The following is an 18,980-nucleotide window of genomic DNA, read 5'->3' on the forward strand; positions in this document are numbered from 1 at the left end:
CGCCGGCGGAAGGTGGTAGCCGCACCGCGACGCGAGCCGGTCGCGCCGCCGCCGCACCCCACCGGCATCCGGCCCCCGGAGATCGCCGCCGACCAGCTGCCCGGGCACGTCGCCGTCGTCATGGACGGCAACGGCCGCTGGGCCAACCGCCGCGGCCTGCCCCGCACCGCCGGGCACGAGGCGGGGGAGCAGGCCCTGTTCGACCTGGTGGCCGGGGCGATCGAGGTCGGCGTCCCGTACCTGTCGGTGTACGCCTTCTCGACCGAGAACTGGAAGCGGTCGCCCGAGGAGGTCAAGTTCCTCATGGGCTACAACCGCGACGTGCTGCGCCGACGCCGTGACCAGCTGCACGAGTGGGGCGTGCGGGTGCGGTGGGCCGGACGCCGTCCGCGGCTGTGGTCGTCGGTGGTGAGCGAGCTCGCGATCGCCGAGGAGCAGACCCGCGACAACGGCGTGATGACGCTGACGCTGTGCGTCAACTACGGCGGACGTGCCGAGATCGCCGACGCCGCAAGGGAGATCGCCCGTCAGGCCGCCGCCGGCACCCTCGACCCCGACCGCGTCGACGAGCGCACGGTGGCCCGGTTCCTCGACGAGCCGGACATGCCCGACGTCGACCTGTTCCTGCGCTCGTCGGGGGAGCAGCGCATCTCCAACTTCCTGCTGTGGCAGTCGGCCTACGCCGAGCTCGCGTTCGTCGACACCCTCTGGCCGGACGTCGACCGCCGGCACCTGTGGGACGCCCTGCTCGCCTACGCGGGCCGCGAGCGGCGCTACGGCGGCGCCGTCGACGCCCCCACCGCGGCGGGCTGACCGCGCCCACCTCCCCGAATCGTCCGAGACCCGGCGTCCGGAGGACGGTTCCGGCCCCGACTCCCGGACGATCCGGGCCAGGGGGGCGGCCGTGACGGCCGGGTGACGCCCGTCGTGCGGGCGTCCTGAGACGACCTGACGAGGTCGTGACGGGTTGATGACACCCGTTGAGGTGCAGCCGGTCCTGTGCTGACGTGGAGAGGGTCACCAGCCTCGAGCAGGAAGGACGCCACGCCATGAGCGCGACCCTCGACCACACCGCCGGTGCAGCAGCGCAGGCCACCGCCGATCCCGAGCTGCCCTCGGTCGCGAAGGCGGCGACCTGGGCGCTCGGCGCGTGCCTGGTCGTCCCGATGGCGCTGTTCGCCGCGGCCTCGTTCGCCGGCACCCCCCTCGACGTCGTCCGCTCGGACGGCCGCGAAGTGACCGTCACGTCGGGCACCGTCGGCGTGACCGTCCTGCTCGCCGTCGGCGCCGGCACCCTGCTGCTGGCGACGGTCGGACGCCGGAGCCGCCGCGCCTGGCTCGGGGTCGCCGCGGCCGGCGCCGTCGTCGGGATCGCGTCGACCGCGGCCCCGCTCACCAGCACCGCCGCGCCGGTCACGACGGCTCTGCTGGTCGCGATGCACGTGCTGTGCGGCCTGGTCTGGACGACCGTCCTGGTCTCGCTGCTGCGCCGCGCAGGCTGAGTGCGCGGACCGGAGCCCGGCCGACCGCCCGCTAGGACGCGCCGCGGGCGCGGCAGTCGGCGCAGAGGCCGAAGACCTCGACCTGGTGCTCGACGTCGCTGAAGCCGTGCTGCTCGGCGACCTGCGCGGCCCACCGCTCGACCGGACGGTCCTCGACCTCGACGGTGAGACCGCAGGAGCGGCAGACCAGGTGGTGGTGGTGCCGCGGGGTGCGGCAGCGGCGGTAGACGGCCTCACCGTCCTCGGTGCGCAGCACGTCGACGTCGCCGTCGGAGGCCATGCCCTGCAGCGTCCGGTAGACCGTGGCCAGCCCGATGCCGGTGCCGCCCTCGCGCAGGGTGGCGTGGATGTCCTGGGCGCTGCGGAAGGTGTCCTGCTCGTCGAGCAGGTCGAGCACCGCCGCGCGCTGCTTGGTGGGCCGACGGGCCGGCCGGGTCTCGGTCACGCCCGTTCTCTCTCGCTGGTCACGGGGACATCCTGCCCGTGCTGGTGCTCGTGGTAGTGCCCGACGTGCGCGGCGTGGCGGTGGCCGTCGTGCAGGTAGTCGACGTGGTCGCCGTGCGGGACGGCCGGGTGGCCGCACTCCTCGCCGTGCTCGTGCGGGTGGTAGTCGACGCGTGGCGCGAGGCGACGGGCGAGCCGCGCGCGCACCTGCACCACGACGACCGCGACGAGGAACACCGCGATCGCCAGCAGCACGATCGTGCCGCCGGACGGCGTGTCGGCGTAGTACGACAGCGTCGCCCCGCCCACACCCGACAGCACCCCGACCACCACGGCGACGAGCACGGTGCCGCGGAAGGTGCGCGAGACCTGCTGCGCCACCGCGTTCGGCACGATCATCAGGGCGCTGACCAGCAGCAGCCCGACGACCCGCATCGCCACCACGACGGTGACGGCGGTGAGCACGGCCAGCAGCAGGTTCATCGCCAGCACGGGCAGGCCGGCGGCCCGCGCGTACTCCTCGTCGTTGCTGACGGCGAACAGCCGCTGGCCGAGCACCGCGACGCAGCCGAGCACGACGACCGCGAGCACCGCGAACGCCACCAGGTCGGACGGCGAGGTCGTCGTCAGCGAGCCGAACAGGAAGGCGGTGAGGTTGTTGGCCGAGCCGCCGGAGGACCGGCTGATGAGCACGACGCCGCCGGCGATGCCGCCGTAGAACAGCACCGCGAGCGCGACGTCGCCGCTGGTGCGGCCGGTGCGCCGCAGCAGCTCGACGAGCACCGCGCCGGCGACGGTCGCGACGAGCGCCGTCCAGACCGGGCTGGTGCCGGTGAGCAGGCCGACGGCGACCCCGGTGAGGGCGACGTGCCCCATGCCGTCGCCGACGAGCGCCAGGCGCCGCTGCACCAGGAACGTGCCGACGGCCGGGGCGGTCAGCCCGACGAGCAGCGCGGCCAGCAGGGCCCGCTGCATGAACTCGTACGACAGCAGCTCCACGTCAGCGCGTCCTCGGCTCGGCGACCCAGCCCGGGGCGTGGTCGTGGTGGTGCTCGTCGAGGTGGTGGGCGTGGTCGTGCACGTGCAGCAGGTGCTCGGCGAGGGGGCCGTCGTGGGTGACGCGCCCCTCGTCGAGCACGACGCAGCGGTCGAGCACCGGTGCGAGCGGCCCGATCTCGTGGGTCACGACGAGCAGCGTCACCTGCCGGTCGGCGAGCGCGCCGAGGGCGCGGGCGAGCGCCACCTGCTGCGAGGCGTCGACCCCGGCGGTGGGCTCGTCCATGACGAGCACCTCGGGCTCGGCAGCGAGCGCGCGGGCGACCAGCACGCGACGCTGCTGCCCGCCGGACAGCTCGGCCACGTTGCACCCGGCGCGGTCGGCGAGGCCGACCACCTCGAGCGCGCGCTCGACCGCGTCGCGGTCGGCCGGTCGCGAAGGACGCCACCACCGGCGGCGGGCCAGGCGCCCGGACGTCACGACCTCGCGCACGGACGACGGCACCGGGCCGCCGACGGTGTGCCGCTGCGGGACGTACCCGACCCGCCAGCGCTGGGTGAACCGGGCCAGGGGGACACCGAACAGCTCGACCGAGCCCGCCTGCGCGTCGGCGAGCCCCAGCAGCCCCTTCACCAGGGTGGTCTTGCCCGACCCGTTGGCCCCGAGCAGCGCGACGGCCTCGCCGGCGTGCACGTCGAGGTCGAGGTCGCGCACGACCCGCGACCCGCCGTAGCCGATCGCGGCGTGGCGGGCGCGCAGCACGGGGGCGCCGTCGACGGTGTGCACGTCGCCATCATCGCGCCTCGCGAGCAGGTCGGTCACCGGCGGACCCTCACGAGCAGCCGAGGCCCGTCTGCAGGCTCGCCAGGTTGGCGTCCATGACCTCGAGGTAGTCGGCGCCCGCGCTCTGGTCGTTCAGTCCCTCGATCGGGTCGAGCACCGCGGTGCCGGCACCGGTCTCGGCGGCGACGACCTCGGCGACCTCGGGGCTGACCAGGGTCTCGGTGAAGATCGTGGTCACCCCGTGCTCGCGGACGAACTCGGTGACCGACGTCAGCTGGCCCGGGCTGGGCTCCTGCTCCGGCGAGATACCGGTGACGCCGACCTGGTGCAGGTCGTAGCGGTCGGCCAGGTAGGCGAACGCGGTGTGCGCCGTGACCAGCTCGCGCGAGGTGCACTGCGCCAGGCCGTCGGCGAACCGCGCGTCCAGGTCCTCCAGGTCGGTGCGCAGGGCGGCCGCCCGCTCGGTGAACGCGTCCGCCTGCTCGGGCGAGCGCTCGGCCAGGGAGGCCGCGAGGGTGTCGGCCGCGTCGGCGAGCCGGGTCGGGTCGAGCCAGAAGTGCGGGTCCTCGTCGCCGTGGTCGTGGCCCTCGTGGCCCTCCTCGCCCTCGTGGCCCTCCTCGCCCTCGTGCGCGTGCTCGCCCTCCTCGGCGGCGAGCAGGTCGACGTCGGCGGTCAGGTCGAGCACGCCGGCGGGGTCGCGCTCAGCGGCCGCGTCGTCCAGCGCCGGCTGCAGGCCGGGGACGACGAGCACGAGGTCGGCGTCGACCACCTGGCCCACGTCGCGCGGGGCGAGCTCGAGGTCGTGCGGCTCCGCGCCGGGCGGCGTCAGGTTCACCACGTCGACGGCGTCGCCGCCCACGCGCTCGGCGACGAACTGCAGCGGGTACGCGCCCACGACCACGGACAGGCCGTCGCCGCCGTCGGCCGAGGCGGAGCCGCAGGCGGCCAGGCCCGTGCCGCCCAGGGCGAGCAGGAGGGCGGCGGCGAGCGGGCGGGACCGGAGCAGGGGGGAGCGCGTCACCCCGTCAGCATCAGTTGAGAACGATTGTCATGTCAAATCGAGCCGGGCCGCGACGGTGGCCGCGAGCAGCCCCAGGACCAGGATCCGCAGCGCGCGCCCGGGCACGGTCAACCGGTGCCACGTGGCCAGGGTGAGCGCGGCGAGGGCCACCACGACCAGCCCGAGCAGCAGGGCCGACACCCAGCCGTCCAGCAGCAGGCCCGCGAGCGTGGCCACGCCGACCGCGGCCACGACGAGGGCCATCTGCACGCGCGAGGGACCGCGCGGGGCGGAGGGTCCGGGTGCGGGGGAGGCGGGTCGGCCGGGACGGGGCATGGCAGCATCCTGCCGTGCCGACGTCCGACCGCTTCGTGGTGGTGAACCGCTACCGCGTCGAGCCCGCCGACCGCGCCGAGTTCCTGGCGCTCGCCGACCCCGCCCTGCGCGCGCTCGCCGCGCGCGAAGGCTTCGTGTCGGGGGAGGTGGCGGCCAACGTCGACGACCCCGACCTGCTCGCGATGCTGACCCGCTGGCGCGACGTCGGCTCCTACCGCCGCGCGCTGTCGCACCACGAGGTGAAGGCCACGGCGGTCCCGCTCATGTACCGCTGCGTCGACGAGCCCGGCGCCTACGAGGTCGTGCTCGACGTCCGGGACGGCGAGGTCGTCGCCCACGCGAGCGACCGCGCCGACGAGCACTGACCGGCGACCACTAGCCTGGGACGCTCGCCCGCCGACACCCAGCCGGATGGAGATCCACCGTGGCCGCACCGTCCCGTCTCGACACCGTCATCAGCCTCTGCAAGCGCCGGGGGTTCGTGTTCCAGAGCGGTGAGATCTACGGCGGGACGCGCTCCGCGTGGGACTACGGCCCCCTCGGCGTCGAGCTGAAGGAGAACATCAAGCGGCAGTGGTGGCGCACCGTCGTCACCGGCCGCGACGACGTGGTCGGCCTCGACTCCGCGATCATCCTGCCGCGCCAGGTGTGGGTCGCCTCCGGCCACGTCGGCGCGTTCACCGACCCGCTCACCGAGTGCACCTCGTGCCACAAGCGGTTCCGCGCCGACCACCTGCAGGAGGGTGTGGCGGAGAAGAAGGGGATCGAGAACCCCGACGAGGTCGAGCTCTCGACCATCGCGTGCCCCAACTGCGGCACCCGCGGCCAGTGGACCGAGCCGCGCGACTTCGAGATGATGCTGAAGACCTACCTCGGCCCGGTCGAGGACGAGTCGGGCCTGCACTTCCTGCGGCCCGAGACCGCCCAGGGCATCTTCGTGAACTTCAAGAACGTCGAGGCCAGCGCGCGCAAGAAGCCGCCGTTCGGCATCGGCCAGATCGGCAAGTCGTTCCGCAACGAGATCACGCCGGGCAACTTCATCTTCCGCACCCGCGAGTTCGAGCAGATGGAGATGGAGTTCTTCGTCGAGCCCGGTACCGACGAGACCTGGCACCAGTACTGGATCGACGAGCGCACGAGCTGGTACACCGACCTCGGTATCGCGCGCGAGAACCTGCGGCACTTCGAGCACCCGCAGGAGAAGCTGTCGCACTACTCCAAGCGCACCGTCGACATCGAGTACCGGTTCGGCTTCCAGGGCTCGGAGTGGGGCGAGCTCGAGGGCATCGCCAACCGCACCGACTTCGATCTCGGCACCCACTCCCAGCACTCGGGCACCGACCTGAGCTACTTCGACCAGGCGAAGAACGAGCGCTGGACGCCGTACGTCATCGAGCCCGCAGGTGGTGTGACCCGTTCGCTCATGGCCTTCCTCGTCGAGGCCTACACCGAGGACGAGGCGCCGAACGCCAAGGGCGTGATGGAGAAGCGGATCGTGCTGAAGCTCGACCACCGGCTGGCCCCGGTGAAGGCCGCCGTCCTCCCGCTCTCGCGGCACGCCGACCTCTCGCCCAAGGCGCGCGACCTCGCGGCCGCACTGCGGCGCAGTTGGAACGTCGACTTCGACGACGCCGGTGCGATCGGCCGCCGCTACCGGCGCCAGGACGAGATCGGCACGCCGTTCTGCATCACCGTCGACTTCGACACCCTCGACGACGACGCCGTCACCGTGCGCGAGCGCGACTCGATGACCCAGGAGCGCGTGGCGCTCGGCCAGGTGGAGGGCTACCTGGCGCAGCGCCTCCTCGGCTGCTGACGGCGCACACGTGGTCCGGTCGCAGCCGGGGCCCGCGTGGGTCGTCCCGGTGCTGTTCGCCGCCCTGGGCGTGCTGTGGGGCATCCCGTACCTGCTGATCAAGGTCGCCGTCGGCGAGCTCGAGCCGGCGGCGATGGTGCTCGGGCGCACGGCGACGGCGGCCGCCGTGATGGTGCCGCTGGCGCTGTGGCGCGGCGAGCTGGTGCCCGTGCTGCGGCGCTGGCGCCCGGTGGTGGCGTTCGCCCTGGTCGAGATCACGGTGCCGTGGCTGCTGCTCGCCCGGGCCGAGGTGCACCTGTCGAGCTCGCTCACCGGCCTGCTGCTCGCGGGGGTGCCCGTCGCCGGGGTCGTGCTGGGCCTGGTGCTGCGCACGTCCGAGCGGCTCGGTCCGGTCGCGCTCGGCGGCATCGCGCTCGGGCTGGTGGGTGTCGCGCTCCTGGTCGGGGTCGACGTCGGGGTGCTCGGCGGCGGTGGGCGCGAGCAGTTCGTGGCGGTGGCCGAGGTGGGCCTGGTGGCGGTGCTCTACGCGGTCGGGCCGGTGATCATGGTCCGCTCGATGAGCGACCTGCCGTCGGTCGGCGTCATCGCGGTGGCGCTGCTCGTCGCGACCACCGTGGTCGCGGTGCCCGGGGTGCTCGTCGCGCCGTCGTCGCTGCCGTCGGCGCCGGTCGTGCTGTCGGTGGTCGCCCAGGCGCTGCTGTGCACCGTGCTGGCGTTCCTGCTGCTGTTCGCGCTGGTCGCCCGGGTGGGGGCGGTGCGCGCGACCCTCATCACCTACCTGAACCCGGCCGTCGCCGTGCTCGCCGGGGTGCTCGTGCTCGGCGAGGCCCTCACCTGGGCGACCGTCGCCGGGTTCGTCCTCGTCCTCGCGGGCTCGGCGCTCGCCTCCCAGCGGCGCCCGGTGCCTCCGCCGGACGCCGCCGTGGTGGCGGACGCCGTGCCCGAGGCCTCAGCCGGCGAGCTGCGCGACCGCTGAGCCGACGATCTCCATGCTCACCTGCAGCCGCTCGGCGCTGATGTTCTTCGCGATGGTGTCTTCGGGCGAGTGGTACGGCGGCTCCAGCAGCGCCGGGCTGGCCTCGCCGCGCCAGGAGAAGTTGCCGCTGGCGATGCCGACCTCCTGGAACGACTGGTGGTCGCTCGCGCCGCGCGTGGTCACCGGGCTCACGTCGTAGCCGAGCCGGCCCGCCACCTCGCCCACCGTGCTCGTGACCACGTTGTCGACGCCGTCGAAGGACAGCCGCCAGTAGGTGACGGCCGGGTCCCACGAGGTGGCGACCATGTCGTTGTTCACGACGCCGACGATGCGGTCGCGCTCGGCTTGCGGCAGCTGCGCGACGTGGTACCGGCTGCCGATCAGGCCCTGCTCCTCGCTGCCCCAGAGCATCACGCGCATCGTGCTGGTCGCCGACTTCAGCGGCCGCAGCACGCGCGCCAGCTCGAGGCACAGAGCCGTCCCGGAGCCGTCGTCGTTGGCGCCGGGTGCGCCGATCACCGAGTCGTAGTGGGCGCAGAAGCCGACCACGGGGGCGTTCGGCTGCGGGCGGCCCTGCGGGCCGCGCTCGCCGATCACGTTGCGGCTGGTCAGGTTCCGGTGCGCCGTGGTCGAGACCGTCACGGTGTGCGGACGGACGGCGATGCCCTCGCGCAGCCGCTGCTTCTGCACCTGGGCGACGCCCACGACCGGGACGGCGACCGCGACGGTCAGCGTCGGCGACGAGGCCGAGGTGCGGCGCGGGAACACCGAGTCGGTGCGCAGCAGGACGACCGCGGCGGCGCCGGCGGCCACGACGGCCTGCACGCGCGCGGTGCGGCCCGGCACGTCGCCCGGGTCGTCGACCAGGACGACGGCACCCGGTGCCGCGGCCACCCAGGCGCCGGCCGGGTCGGCAGCGCCGGCGTCGACGAGCGCGCCGGTGACGGTGGTGTCGAGCGCACCCTGGGGCGAGGCGCCGACCTGCCAGCAGACGTCGTCCCCGAGGGACGGCGTGGCGGCCAGCTCGCCGAGGAACTTGTCGGCGACGGGGAACGGCTCGAGCCGCACCGTCCAGCCGAACCGGTCGAGCTGGCCGGCGATGTAATCGGCGGCGCGCGACTCCGAGTCGGTGCCGCCGATGCGCGGGCCGATGTCCTCGCTGAGGATCCGGATGTGCTCGATCGCCCGGCCGATCCGGATGCGCTCGACGACCTGCTGGTCGAGCGGGTTCAGGGCGGCGGTGCGCGCGGTGCCGGGCCGGCGGCCGTCGACCGCCCAGGCGGGCATCGGCAGCAGCGCCGCGGCGCCGGTGCCGGCCAGGGCGGCGAGCGCGCCACGGCGGGAGAGGGGGGACGAGGTGGGAGTGGTCACGGGTGGGTCCTCCGCTGGGTGACCGGCCGTCGGGGTCGGGCGGTCGGTCACCGGATCCCATCACCCGGGACGCCCGGTCCACAAGCATCTGTCCTGGTTCGGGCAGTGTGCGCCGCTCGTCACGACCTGGCAGGCACCTCGATCGCCATCACGCAGTTCTTCAGGCCCTTCGGCCGGACGTACGCGAAGCCGAGCCGCTCGTAGAGCCGGCGCGTGCCGTTGTAGAGGAACGAGGCCGACATCTTCTTCGTCTGCTCGGTGAGGTCGTGCGGGTACGACTCGACCAGGCCGCCGCCCTGCCGGGCGATCAGGTCGAGCGCTCCCCGGATCGCGGTCTCGGTGACGCCCTGCCGGCGGTAGCGCCGGTCGACGAACACGCAGGTGATGCGCCAGTCGGGGTCGCGGTCCTTCTCGGCGTCGTACTGCTTGCGGTGGTGCAGGTTCGGCAGCTCGGCCGGCGGTCCGAACTGCGCCCAGGCGACCGCCTCGTCGCCGTCCAGCACGAGCGCCGCGTGGGCCCGACCCTGCTCGACGAACCGGCGCTTGGACTCGCGGCTGCCTTCGGCGCCTGGGCCGCGCTCGGGGTCGTCGGGGTGGAACCAGGTGCACCAGCACCCGCCGAAGATGCCGCCGTGCCGCTCGACCAGCGCGTCGAAGGCCGGCCAGGTGGAGGTGTCGAGCGGGCGGACCTCGAGGGTGGCGTCGTCGACGGCCACGCGGTCCCTGGGCGGGGTCATGGGGCCACCGTAGGAGCGCACCCGGACGATCGGCGTCCGGATCGGATTCGGGTCCGGCGCGGGCGGCTGCGAGAATGCCTCCCGTGACCCAGCCGCTGCGGATCGGACCGCACACCGCCGCGATGCCGGTGGTGCTCGCGCCGATGGCCGGCATCACGAACCAGGCGTTCCGCGCGCTGTGCCGCCAGTTCGGGCCCGGCGGGATCTACGTGAGCGAGATGGTCACCTCGCGCGCCCTGGTCGAGCGGACGCCGGAGTCGATGCGGCTGATCCGGCACGACGCCGACGAGTCGCCGCGCAGCGTCCAGCTCTACGGGGTCGACCCGGCGACGGTGGGGGCGGCGGTGCGGATGCTCGTCGACGAGGACCGCGCCGACCACGTCGACCTGAACTTCGGCTGCCCGGTCGCCAAGGTGACCCGCAAGGGCGGGGGAGCGGCGCTGCCGTGGAAGACCGAGCTGTTCCGCGGGGTCGTGCGCGAGGCCGTGCGGGCCGCGTCGCCGGCGGGGGTGCCGGTCACGGTGAAGATGCGCAAGGGCATCGACGCCGACCACCTCACCTACCTCGACGCGGGGCGCATCGCGCAGGACGAGGGCGCGTCCGCCGTCGCCCTGCACGCCCGCACCGCCGAGGAGTACTACGGCGGCGAGGCCGACTGGTCGGCCGTCGCCAGGCTGAAGGAGGTCGTCACCGACGTGCCCGTGCTCGGCAACGGCGACATCTGGTCGGCCGACGACGCGGTGCGGATGGTGCGCGAGACCGGGTGCGACGGCGTCGTCGTCGGCCGCGGCTGCCTCGGCCGGCCGTGGCTGTTCGCCGACCTGCTCGCCGCGTTCGCCGGTGACGCGACCCGGTTCCGGCCCACGCTCGGCCAGGTGTCGGCGGTGCTGGTGCGGCACGCCCGGCTGCTGGTCGACCACTACGGCGACGAGCTGCGGGCACTGCGCGACCTGCGCAAGCACATGACCTGGTACCTGAAGGGCTACCCGGCCGGATCCGAGCTGCGGGCGCGGCTGGGCATGGTCGAGTCGCTCACCGAGCTCGACGACCTCGTCGGCCGGCTCGACCTCGACGTGCCGTACCCGGGCGTGGCGGCGGAAGGCCCCCGCGGGCGCACCGTCGGCGCCAAGCGCGTCGCGCTGCCCGACGGCTGGCTCGACGGCCGCGCGCTCAGCGGCGCCTCGGCCGCGGTCGTGCGCGAGGCCGAGCTGTCCGTGAGCGGTGGCTGAGTGAGGACGCTGGGCCGGCTGGTCGGTCGCCTGGTGTGGCTCGTCGTGCTGGTGCTCGTGGTCGTCGTCGCGGTCACCGCCGTACGCGTCGTGCTCGCGGGCCGTGACGACGGGGCGCGGGCGAGCGACGTGCTCGTCGTCCTCGGTGCCGCCCAGCTCGACTGCGAGCCCGGCCCGGTGCTCACCGACCGGCTCGAGCACGCGCTCGCGCTCTACCAGGACGGCGTCGCGCCGGTCGTCGTGACGACCGGTGGGAACCGGCCCGGCGACCGCTGCACCGAGGCGGGTGCCGGGCGCGAGTGGCTGGCCGCGCGGGGGGTGCCGCAGGACGCGCTCGTCGCCGTCGAGTCCGGCGACGACACCGTCACCAGCCTCGAGGACACCGTCGTCGTGCTCGACGAGCGCGGCTGGCGCTCGGCGGTCGTGGTCACCGACGGACCGCACGTGCTGCGCTCGCGGACGATGCTCGCCGACCTCGGCATCGACACCGTGGCCTCGCCCGCCCCCGGCGAGCGGGACGGCTGGCACGAGACGCGGTACGTCGCCCGCGAGACGCTCGCGTACCTGAGCTACCAGCTGGGACGGCTGCGATGACGCCCGCGACGGAGGGGTACGGCGACGCCGACCGCGAGCGGTGGGTCGACGAGCCTCCGAAGCGCACGGCGAGAGGCGATTTCGCACGCGACCGCGCTCGCCTGCTGCACTCGTCGGCGCTGAGGCGGCTGGGTGGCAAGACCCAGGTGGTCGGCCCCGGCAGCGACGACTTCGCCCGCACCCGGCTCACCCACAGCCTCGAGGTGGCGCAGGTCGGGCGCGAGCTGGCGTCCGAGCTGGGCTGCGACCCGGACGTCGTCGACACGGCGTGCCTGGCGCACGACCTGGGGCACCCCCCGTTCGGGCACAACGGCGAGACCGCTCTCGACCTGGTGATGGCCGACCACGGCGGGTTCGAGGGCAACGCCCAGACGCTGCGCCTGCTCACCCGGCTCGAGCCGAAGGTGCACCACCCGTCCGGCGCTCGCAGCGCCGGGCTGAACCTCACCCGGGCGAGCCTGGACGCCGCGACGAAGTACCCGTGGCGGCGCGGTGAGCACCCCTCGGGCGCAGCGAAGTTCGGCGTCTACGACGACGACCTCGAGGTGTTCGGCTGGCTGCGCACCGGTGCAGACGACGGCCGCCGGTGCGTCGAGGCGCAGGTCATGGACCTGGCCGACGACGTCGCGTACAGCGTCCACGACGTCGAGGACGCCGTCGTAGGTGGCTGGCTCGACCCGTCGCTGCTCGACGACGCGGGCGTGGTGCGGGAGGTCGCCGAGGTGGTGGCCGGCTGGTACCTGCCGGGAGCGGGCGCCGACGACGTCGCGACGGCCCTGGTCCGGCTGCGGACGGGCACGCCGTGGGTGGGCGGCTTCGACGGCAGCCGCCGCTCGCTCGCGGCCTGGAAGGACCTCACCAGCCAGCTCATCGGCCGGTTCAGCCGGGCGGTCGAAGGGGCGACGCGGGAGCGCTTCGGCGGGGGCGCGCTGACGCGGTACGCCGCCGAGGTCGTGGTGCCCGAGGCCACCGAGGTCGAGATCGCGACGCTCAAGGGCGTGGCCGCGCACTTCGTGATGACGCGCGACCTGCGCGGCCCCGAGTACGACCTGCAGCGCGCGGTGCTCACCGGGCTCGTGGGCGGGCTCGCCGAGGCGGGACCGGACGCCCTCGAGCCCGCGTTCGCCGACGACCTGCGGGTCGCGCGGGACGCCGGGGACGACAGCCTGGCGCTCCGGGCAGTGGTCGACCAGGTCGCGAGCCTCACCGACGCCCGCGCGGTCTGGTGGGCGCGCTCGCTGGGGGTCGCCGCCGCGGCCGAGCTGGAGGCGAAGCGTGGGCGGGACGTCCCCGCCTCCGGTGTCGGGCGCACGACGTAGGCTCGGGCTCGTGCCGGGCCGGATCCGCAAGGAGGACATCGACGCCGTGCGCGAGCGCGTGCGCATCGACGAGGTGGTCGGCGAGCACGTCACCCTGAAGTCCGCCGGGCTCGGGTCGCTCAAGGGGCTGTGCCCCTTCCACGACGAGCGCACGCCGTCGTTCCAGGTGCGGCCGCAGGTGGGCTTCTACCACTGCTTCGGGTGCGGCGAGGGCGGCGACGTCATCAAGTTCCTGATGACGCTCGAGCACCTGTCGTTCGTCGAGACGGTCGAGCGGCTGGCCGCCCGGGTCGGCTTCCAGCTCACCTACGAGGAGGGCACGGGACCCGACCGCGCAGAGACCGGACGACGGCAGCGGCTGCTCGACGCGAACGCCGCCGCCGAGGTGTTCTTCCGCGAGCAGCTCACCTCGCCCGAGGCGGTGACCGGCCGCGCGTTCCTCCACGAGCGCGGCTTCGACCAGGCCGCGGCGCAGCAGTTCGGCGTCGGCTACGCGCCGAAGGGGTGGGGTGCGCTGCAGGCGCACCTGCGCGGCCGTGGGTTCCGCGACGACGAGCTCGTCACCGCGGGGCTGCTGTCCACCGGCAACCGCGGCGCGTACGACCGGTTCCGCGGCCGGCTGATCTGGCCGATCCGCGACATCACCGGCGCCACGGTCGGTTTCGGCGCACGCAAGCTGTACGACGACGACCAGGGCCCGAAGTACCTCAACACCCCGCAGACGCCGGTCTACAACAAGAGCGCGGTGCTCTACGGCATCGACCTCGCCAAGCGCGAGATCGCGAAGGCCAAGCAGGTCGTGGTGGTCGAGGGCTACACCGACGTGATGGCGATGCACCTGTCGGGTGTGCCCACCGCGGTGGCCACCTGCGGCACCGCGTTCGGCGCCGACCACATCAAGATCGTCCGCCGCCTGCTCGTCGACGACGATGCCTTCACCGGCGAGGTCGTCTTCACCTTCGACGGCGACGCCGCCGGCCAGAAGGCCGCGCTGCGCGCCTTCCAGGAGGACCAGCGGTTCGTGGCCCAGACGTTCGTGGCCGTCGAGTCGTCGGGCATGGACCCGTGCGAGCTGCGGGTGGCGAAGGGGCCCGACGCCGTGCAGGCGCTGGTGCGCGGGCGCGAGCCGCTGTTCGAGTTCGCGATCCGCTCCAGCCTCAAGCAGTTCGACCTCGACCACGTCGAGGGACGCGTGCAGGGCCTGCGCGCCGCCGCGCCGGTCGTCGCGCAGATCCGCGACCACTCGCTGCGGCCCGAGTACGCGCGGCGCCTCGCCGGCTGGCTCGGCATGGACGTCGACGAGGTGCGCCGGCAGGTGGCCGCGGCCGTGAGCCGCGCGGGTAAGGACGGCGGGCAGCCCGACCGCCGCGACGCCCTGCGCGACGACCGGCGCGACGACCGGCCCGAGGACCGCGACGCAGGTGGTCCGCCGCCGCAGACCGGTCCGCCGCCGCTGCCCGCGCCCGACCTGCGCGACCCGGCGGTCGTGGCCGAGCGGCAGCTGCTGCAGGTGCTGCTGCAGTACCCCGGCGACGTCGACGCCGAGCAGGTCGCCGCGATCGAGGGCGTGGCCTTCACCGCGCCCGCGCACCGCGTCCTCTTCGACGCCGTGCGGGCGTGCGGAGGGCCGCAGGCGGCCGGGTCCGACTGGGCGTCCGTGCTGTCGGAGGCCGTGCCCGACTCGCTGCGCCCGCTGGTGGGGCAGCTGCTGGTCGCCCCGCTGCCGGTGTCGAAGCCCGAGCAGGTGCGGGTGGTGGCGTCCGGGCTGGTGAAGGACGCCCGCAAACGAGAGCTGTTGCGCGCCAAGGCCGATCTGTACTCGCGCCTCCAGCGGGCCGAGGCCGGCGGCGACGCCGCGACGATGGCCGAGGTGAACGCGCAGCTGATGGAGCTGCAGCGCACCGAGCACGAGCTGCGGACGTCCTGATGGGTCTGTTCTCGCGCCGGCCCACCACCCGGCTGCCGCTCGACAGGGGCGAGCGGGTGCTGGCGGTCGCCGAGGTGGGGGAGACCTCGCAGGTGGTCGCCACCAGCGCCCGGCTCGCGGTGCTCACCGACGACGACACCTGGCAGCGGCGGTGGGTCGAGGTCGACGCCGCGTCGTGGCGCGACGAGGAGCGCGAGCTCGAGGTGCGCGACGTCGCCGGCGGCGGCACGACCCTGCACTTGCCCGATGACGAGCACCTCGTGCTCGCCCGGGTGGTGCGCGAGCGGGTGCAGGCGACCCTCGTGACCTGGACCGCGGTGCCGGTGCCGGGCGGCCAGGTGAAGGTGGCGGTCCGCAAGGACGGGGACCGGCTCGTGCTGCAGGAGGTGCCCGGCGCCCGCGCCGACGCCTCGGGCGACGAGGCGAGGGCCGCCGTGCGGCGAGCCCGGCGGGAGCTGGCGGCCTCGGTCGGCCTGGTCGACGCCGACTGACCCCGGCGTGCCGCGGAACCTGGTCACGAGCACCGCTCCTGCTTTGCTACGCTTTCCGGGCCCGCGAGGGCGCCATCCCGCGTAGCTCAATTGGCAGAGCATCCGACTGTTAATCGGACGGTTATTGGTTCGAGTCCAATCGCGGGAGCACTGTCTGACCTGCGGGTATGCCTCTTGGGCATACCCGCTTCGTCGTTCGTTATGTCGGGTGCGCTCACGGTGCGCTCACCCCGGAACCCAAATCATCGTCCGCGTGCTGCCGGGACGTGCTGTCCGACGTCATCGCGTGCGTTCGCTCGCGCTGTGGCGCGTGTCCTGGTCGTCGTGAGGGGACTCGCGTCGTGCTGGGCCGTATCGGATCGTGCCGGCTCATGCCTGGTGGTGCGGGCGACGACGACCATCCGATTTCGCGTCGGATGTTGTTCAGGGGGCGTTGCTTGTCTGCCACGACCTCACGACATTGCGGCGTGTTCCGCGGATCTGGACGACTCGGCCTCACTCCTGCGACCGCGAGCCGTCCGCCGCATCGACGAGGCGGAGCGATCCCGGCCGGAACAGTTCGCTGACGGGATCAGCGCGACTCTGTGGCCGCCGCGGGCGCCGGCGGGTGCGTGGTGGCCGCCCAGCTCGCCAGCACGCGCAGCTTCTCGGTGGCCGGCGTGTCCGGTTCTGCGGTGTAGACGGTGAGGGTCTGGCCGCGCTCGGCGGGCAGCTCGAGCGCGTCGAAGAACAGCAGGATGTCCCCGACGACGGGGTGCGTGAAGCGCTTGCTGCCCTGCTGGTGCAGCCGGACGTCGTGGCGTCCCCACCGGACGCGGAACTCGTCGCTGCGGGTGGCGAGCTCGCCGATCAGCTGGCTCAGCGACCTGTTCGACGGGTCGCGTCCGGCCTCGGTGCGCAGCAGGGCAACCGCACCGTCGACCACGGTCTCCCACTCGGGGTAGAAGTCACGGGCGCGGGGGTCGAAGAAGGCGAACAACGCGAGGTTCGCGGGACGCTGTCCGCCGTCGAGCGCGGGGGAGTACAGGGCGTGGCCCAGCGCGTTCGTCGCCAGGACGTCCAACCGGCCGCTCACTACGAGCGCCGGCGCCTCGGTCATCGAGTCCAGTACCCGCTGGATGCTGGGCCGCACGCTCGAGCGGGCGGGCTTGCGCGGGCTCTTGTCGGATCGGGCGGTGCGGGCGAGGTCGAACAGGTGGGAGGACTCGGCGTCGTCGAGGTGCAGTGCACGCCTCAGTGCGTCCAGGACGATGTCGGACACGCCGCTGGTGCTGCCCCGCTCGAGTCGGGTGAGGTACTCGACCGACAGGCCGGCCAGGACCGCGACTTCCTGGCGGCGCAGGCCCGGCACCCGACGGTTGGTGCCGTACGACGTGAGCCCTGCCTGTTCGGGTGTGATCCGCGCGCGCCTGCTCGCGAGGAACTCACCCAGCTCCTTCCGGCTGTCCATGCCGTCCAGCGTAGGTGCGGGGCACCGGACCTGGGGGGCCCTGCTGGTACCACCCTCGGCCGGGACTCCCACCTGACGCCCGATCCGCGTTCGATGGGTGCTGAGGCATCCCGCCGACCGGCGGTGCAGGCCGAAGCACACGAGAGGATCGGCATGACGCAGACGACCATCACCCTGAACAACGGTGTGACCATGCCCGCCGTGGGCCTGGGGGTGCTGCAGAGCGAGGGTGACCATGCGACCACGGCGGTGTCGACCGCGCTGCGCTCCGGTTACCGGCTCGTCGACACCGCGGCGGCGTACTTCAACGAGCGCGAGGTCGGTCAGGGCATCAGCGACTGCGGCGTCGACCGCGCCGAGCTGTTCCTCACCACCAAGCTGTGGATGACCGACTACGGCTTCGACAGCGCACTTCGGGCGTTCGACACCAGCACCGCCAAGCTCGGCGTCGACTACGTCGACCTCTACCTGCTGCACTGGCCCTGGCCCGCGGACTTCGACCGCACGGTCGCCGCCTACCGGGCAGCGGAGCGTCTGCTCGCTGAACGTCGCGTGCGTGCCATCGGCGTGGCGAACTTCAAGCCCGCACACCTCCGCGCGCTCGCGGACCGGACCGATGTCGTCCCGGCTGTGAACCAGGTCGAGCTGCACCCGAACTTCCAGCAGGCCGGCCAGCTCGCAGCGCACCGTGAGCTGGGCATCCACACCCAGGCGTGGTCACCGATCGGCGGGGTCTACGGCTGGGCCGGTGAGAACGGCGCGGTGCCACCCCTGCAGAACGAGACGGTGCTCGCGGTGGCGCGCGCGCACGAGAGGACGCCGGCGCAGGTCATCCTGCGCTGGCACCTGCAGGAGGGCCGCAGCGTGGTCCCGAAGTCGGTGCGGCCCGAGCGGATCGTCGAGAACGCCCAGGTTTTCGACTTCGAGCTGGACGCCGACCAGATGCGGGCCCTGACCGACCTCGACACCGGCAAGCGCGGAGCGGTCGACCCGGACGTCGTGACGCCCGAGGTCATCGACCTCAGCATCGACGCCGCCTGAGCGTGGCCGACCACAGCGAGCCGCGCGCCGCGATCCCGCGCCATCACCTCACCCCCTGGGAGACACCGTGAACCAGCCCCTCACCCTCAACAACGGCGTCCAGATGCCCGTCATCGGCCTCGGCGTGTTCCAGAGCGCCCCGGAGGAGACCGCGACCGCCGTCGAGATCGCCCTCGCGGCCGGCTACCGGCACGTCGACACCGCCGCGGGCTACGGCAACGAGCGGGAGGTCGGCGAGGGCATCCGTCGCTCGGGCCTCGACCGCGACGACGTCTTCGTCGAGACGAAGGTCTGGGTCAGCGACTACGGCCACGACGAGACGCTGCACGCGTTCACCAAGAGCGCGACCAAGCTCGGTCTCTCGCACATCGACCTGCTGATCCTGCACCAGCCGATGCCGCAGCACTTCGAGCGCACCATCGCGGCCTACCAGGCCCTGGAACGGCTCCTGGCGGACGGCAAGGTACGAGCGATCGGCGTCAGCAACTTCATGCCCCACCACCTCGCCGCCCTCCGGGAGGAGACCGACGTGGTGCCGGCGGTCAACCAGGTGGAGCTGCATCCCTACTTCTCCCAGCCGGCGGTGCAGGAGGCCGACGCCGCCCTCGGCATCCTCACGCAGGCGTGGTCGCCGATCGGCGGCATCACCTTCTACCCGGGTTGGGGCGAGGACCGCAGGAGCGTCCTGGAGGACCCCGTGATCGGGGACGTCGCCCGGTCACACGGCAGGACGCCCGCGCAGGTGATGCTGCGGTGGCACCTCCAGCGGGGGCGGTCCGTGATCCCCAAGTCCACGAACCCGGTCCGGATCGCCCAGAACCTCGACGTCTTCGACTTCGACCTGGAGGCCGACGAGCTCGCGCGCATCGACGTTCTCGACCGGGGCGTGCGGGGCGGCCCCGATCCCGACGCGGTCGATCCCTCGACGTGGGACGTGCAGATCTCCGAGCCCTGAACCCCGTGCGAG

At 73.6% G+C, this 18,980-nt stretch carries 20 protein-coding genes and 1 tRNA gene; 13 read left to right on the forward strand and 8 right to left on the reverse strand.

Going from position 1 to position 18,980, the window contains the following annotated elements:
- Positions 1–12: 12 nt before the first annotated feature.
- Both ACYVKY_RS06205 and ACYVKY_RS06210 read left to right on the forward strand, forming a co-directional pair.
- Entirely contained in the window at positions 13–813 is an 801-nt protein-coding gene (locus ACYVKY_RS06205) for an isoprenyl transferase (protein ID WP_460434102.1), read from the forward strand.
- A 236-nt stretch (positions 814–1,049) separates the two neighbouring features.
- Positions 1,050–1,502: a DUF6069 family protein gene (locus tag ACYVKY_RS06210; protein ID WP_460434103.1), complete on the forward strand. Its 453-nt coding sequence runs from the start codon at positions 1,050–1,052 to the stop codon at positions 1,500–1,502.
- Positions 1,503–1,533: 31 nt separating this feature from the next.
- Here the strand turns inward: ACYVKY_RS06210 and ACYVKY_RS06215 are convergent, their stop codons facing one another.
- The 5 genes from ACYVKY_RS06215 to ACYVKY_RS06235 are packed head-to-tail and all read right to left on the reverse strand — an operon-like array spanning position 1,534 to position 5,062.
- On the reverse strand, positions 1,534–1,947 hold the full coding sequence (locus ACYVKY_RS06215) for a Fur family transcriptional regulator (protein ID WP_460434104.1): 414 nt from the start codon (positions 1,945–1,947) through the stop codon (positions 1,534–1,536).
- A complete protein-coding gene (locus tag ACYVKY_RS06220) occupies positions 1,944–2,945 on the reverse strand; it encodes a metal ABC transporter permease (protein ID WP_460434105.1) in 1,002 nt (333 codons plus the stop codon). The genes ACYVKY_RS06215 and ACYVKY_RS06220 overlap by 4 nt, the downstream gene beginning before the upstream one ends.
- Position 2,946: 1 nt before the next feature.
- Positions 2,947–3,756: a metal ABC transporter ATP-binding protein gene (locus ACYVKY_RS06225; RefSeq protein ID WP_460434167.1), complete on the reverse strand. Its 810-nt coding sequence runs from the start codon at positions 3,754–3,756 to the stop codon at positions 2,947–2,949.
- A 19-nt stretch (positions 3,757–3,775) separates the two neighbouring features.
- Entirely contained in the window at positions 3,776–4,747 is a 972-nt protein-coding gene (locus ACYVKY_RS06230) for a metal ABC transporter substrate-binding protein (protein ID WP_460434106.1), read from the reverse strand.
- A 27-nt stretch (positions 4,748–4,774) separates the two neighbouring features.
- Positions 4,775–5,062: a hypothetical protein gene (locus tag ACYVKY_RS06235; protein ID WP_460434107.1), complete on the reverse strand. Its 288-nt coding sequence runs from the start codon at positions 5,060–5,062 to the stop codon at positions 4,775–4,777.
- Between the two features lie 14 nt (positions 5,063–5,076).
- Here ACYVKY_RS06235 and ACYVKY_RS06240 point away from each other — a divergent pair, with 14 nt between their 5' ends.
- From ACYVKY_RS06240 to ACYVKY_RS06250, 3 genes are read left to right on the forward strand one after another with little or no spacing between them, the layout of a single operon-like run.
- Positions 5,077–5,427 carry an antibiotic biosynthesis monooxygenase family protein gene (locus ACYVKY_RS06240; protein WP_460434108.1) on the forward strand — a complete coding sequence of 117 codons (351 nt, stop codon included), beginning with the start codon at positions 5,077–5,079 and terminating at the stop codon, positions 5,425–5,427.
- 59 nt (positions 5,428–5,486) lie between these two features.
- Complete coding sequence (locus ACYVKY_RS06245; RefSeq protein WP_460434109.1) at positions 5,487–6,878, forward strand: glycine--tRNA ligase; 1,392 nt, start codon at positions 5,487–5,489, stop codon at positions 6,876–6,878.
- A 10-nt stretch (positions 6,879–6,888) separates the two neighbouring features.
- Positions 6,889–7,854, forward strand: a complete 966-nt coding sequence (locus ACYVKY_RS06250) for a DMT family transporter (RefSeq protein WP_460434110.1) — start codon at positions 6,889–6,891, stop codon at positions 7,852–7,854.
- On the opposite strand, the gene ACYVKY_RS06255 is transcribed toward ACYVKY_RS06250, so the two are convergent.
- Together ACYVKY_RS06255 and ACYVKY_RS06260 are read right to left on the reverse strand one after the other, a co-directional pair.
- Positions 7,828–9,225 (reverse strand): zinc-binding metallopeptidase family protein, encoded by a 1,398-nt coding sequence (locus tag ACYVKY_RS06255; protein WP_460434111.1) that lies wholly within the window; start codon positions 9,223–9,225, stop codon positions 7,828–7,830. The genes ACYVKY_RS06250 and ACYVKY_RS06255 overlap by 27 nt on opposite strands.
- Positions 9,226–9,344: 119 nt before the next feature.
- Positions 9,345–9,962 carry a GNAT family N-acetyltransferase gene (locus ACYVKY_RS06260; protein ID WP_460434112.1) on the reverse strand — a complete coding sequence of 206 codons (618 nt, stop codon included), beginning with the start codon at positions 9,960–9,962 and terminating at the stop codon, positions 9,345–9,347.
- A 74-nt stretch (positions 9,963–10,036) separates the two neighbouring features.
- Here ACYVKY_RS06260 and dusB point away from each other — a divergent pair, with 74 nt between their 5' ends.
- The 6 genes from dusB to ACYVKY_RS06290 all read left to right on the forward strand — a co-directional run bounded on the left by dusB (position 10,037) and on the right by ACYVKY_RS06290 (position 15,670).
- A complete protein-coding gene (gene dusB / locus ACYVKY_RS06265; protein WP_460434113.1) occupies positions 10,037–11,191 on the forward strand; it encodes a tRNA dihydrouridine synthase DusB in 1,155 nt (384 codons plus the stop codon).
- Entirely contained in the window at positions 11,192–11,785 is a 594-nt protein-coding gene (locus tag ACYVKY_RS06270) for a YdcF family protein (RefSeq protein WP_460434114.1), read from the forward strand.
- Positions 11,782–13,104, forward strand: a complete 1,323-nt coding sequence (locus tag ACYVKY_RS06275) for a deoxyguanosinetriphosphate triphosphohydrolase family protein (RefSeq protein ID WP_460434115.1) — start codon at positions 11,782–11,784, stop codon at positions 13,102–13,104. Before ACYVKY_RS06270 ends, ACYVKY_RS06275 begins: the two co-directional genes overlap by 4 nt.
- Before the next feature lie 10 nt (positions 13,105–13,114).
- Complete coding sequence (dnaG, locus tag ACYVKY_RS06280; RefSeq protein ID WP_460434116.1) at positions 13,115–15,031, forward strand: DNA primase; 1,917 nt, start codon at positions 13,115–13,117, stop codon at positions 15,029–15,031.
- Positions 15,031–15,522 carry a hypothetical protein gene (locus ACYVKY_RS06285; RefSeq protein ID WP_460434117.1) on the forward strand — a complete coding sequence of 164 codons (492 nt, stop codon included), beginning with the start codon at positions 15,031–15,033 and terminating at the stop codon, positions 15,520–15,522. The genes dnaG and ACYVKY_RS06285 overlap by 1 nt, the downstream gene beginning before the upstream one ends.
- A 75-nt stretch (positions 15,523–15,597) precedes the next feature.
- Positions 15,598–15,670: transfer RNA gene (locus tag ACYVKY_RS06290), tRNA-Asn, on the forward strand.
- A gap of 423 nt (positions 15,671–16,093) precedes the next feature.
- Here the strand turns inward: ACYVKY_RS06290 and ACYVKY_RS06295 are convergent.
- Complete coding sequence (locus ACYVKY_RS06295; RefSeq protein ID WP_460434118.1) at positions 16,094–16,972, reverse strand: helix-turn-helix transcriptional regulator; 879 nt, start codon at positions 16,970–16,972, stop codon at positions 16,094–16,096.
- A gap of 153 nt (positions 16,973–17,125) precedes the next feature.
- On the opposite strand from ACYVKY_RS06295, the gene ACYVKY_RS06300 reads away from it, so the two are divergent.
- Both ACYVKY_RS06300 and ACYVKY_RS06305 read left to right on the forward strand, forming a co-directional pair.
- Entirely contained in the window at positions 17,126–18,013 is an 888-nt protein-coding gene (locus ACYVKY_RS06300; RefSeq protein WP_460434119.1) for an aldo-keto reductase family protein, read from the forward strand.
- 103 nt (positions 18,014–18,116) lie between these two features.
- On the forward strand, positions 18,117–18,968 hold the full coding sequence (locus tag ACYVKY_RS06305; RefSeq protein ID WP_460434168.1) for an aldo/keto reductase: 852 nt from the start codon (positions 18,117–18,119) through the stop codon (positions 18,966–18,968).
- Positions 18,969–18,980: the final 12 nt, after the last annotated feature.

It is taken from the genome of Angustibacter speluncae (genome assembly GCF_054777815.1).

What these genes read in the sequence shown, in the direction of transcription:
- dusB (WP_460434113.1), top strand. Translation starts at nt 10,037, where the DNA reads ATGCCTCCCGTGACCCAGCCGCTGCGGATCGGACCGCACACCGCCGCG.
- ACYVKY_RS06295 (WP_460434118.1), bottom strand. Translation starts at nt 16,972, where the DNA reads ATGGACAGCCGGAAGGAGCTGGGTGAGTTCCTCGCGAGCAGGCGCGCG.
- ACYVKY_RS06235 (WP_460434107.1), bottom strand. Translation starts at nt 5,062, where the DNA reads ATGCCCCGTCCCGGCCGACCCGCCTCCCCCGCACCCGGACCCTCCGCC.
- ACYVKY_RS06275 (WP_460434115.1), top strand. Translation starts at nt 11,782, where the DNA reads ATGACGCCCGCGACGGAGGGGTACGGCGACGCCGACCGCGAGCGGTGG.
- ACYVKY_RS06210 (WP_460434103.1), top strand. Translation starts at nt 1,050, where the DNA reads ATGAGCGCGACCCTCGACCACACCGCCGGTGCAGCAGCGCAGGCCACC.
- ACYVKY_RS06300 (WP_460434119.1), top strand. Translation starts at nt 17,126, where the DNA reads ATGACGCAGACGACCATCACCCTGAACAACGGTGTGACCATGCCCGCC.
- ACYVKY_RS06260 (WP_460434112.1), bottom strand. Translation starts at nt 9,962, where the DNA reads ATGACCCCGCCCAGGGACCGCGTGGCCGTCGACGACGCCACCCTCGAG.
- ACYVKY_RS06305 (WP_460434168.1), top strand. Translation starts at nt 18,117, where the DNA reads ATGCCCGTCATCGGCCTCGGCGTGTTCCAGAGCGCCCCGGAGGAGACC.
- ACYVKY_RS06285 (WP_460434117.1), top strand. Translation starts at nt 15,031, where the DNA reads ATGGGTCTGTTCTCGCGCCGGCCCACCACCCGGCTGCCGCTCGACAGG.